Genomic DNA, 536 nt, shown 5'->3' with positions numbered 1-536 from the left:
AATGCATCCCAGTTTTTCCAGATCAGGAACGCCGCTCCGGCGATGATGGCAACGGCTGCGCCAATGGGCGTGAACAGTAGTGCGCGGCCGAGGAACATAACGGCCTGAGCCGCCAGCTTGAGACCGGAAATCAATGTGCCACCAAGAATCCGTCCGAGCCCCAGCGCGCCGGCACCTGTCTGTCGAAGCCCAAAGAGCAATGAGCCGACCAGAATGCGACCGGCCCCCACCGCAGCCGTACTTGCCAAGCGAAGGCCGGAAAGGAACGAACCGATCAGGATACGACCAAATCCAGCCGCGGCCGAACCGACCAAACGAAGGCCAGAAAGCAAGGGGCTAGCAATGCTGCGCCCAAACCCCAGTGCGGCGATGCCTGCGAGCCGAAGACCGGAAAACAAAATCCCGCCCAGGGTGCGACCGGCGCCAAGCGCCGCCGAACCAACGGCGCGCAAAGCCCCTCCGGCTCGAGCCAGCGGCCCGAACTGCAAAGCGGTCTTGAGCAGTGTCCATTTACCCAATACCAATTGAGTCGCCGT

The 536-nt window shown here is 62.3% G+C and carries 1 protein-coding gene; it reads right to left on the bottom strand.

What is annotated here, in order from left to right; all coding sequences use genetic code 11:
* A partial coding sequence (locus ACSHWJ_RS15980) for a hypothetical protein (RefSeq protein WP_432540110.1) occupies positions 1 to 536 on the bottom strand: 536 nt, incomplete at both ends.

The sequence above is a fragment of the Methylococcus sp. S1M genome (genome assembly GCF_051295855.1).
In the GTDB taxonomy this organism is placed as follows: Bacteria; Pseudomonadota; Gammaproteobacteria; order Methylococcales; family Methylococcaceae; genus Methylococcus; species Methylococcus capsulatus.
The sequence above is the reverse complement of the archived record's forward strand: the minus strand, read 5'-3'. Positions and strand labels throughout refer to the sequence as shown.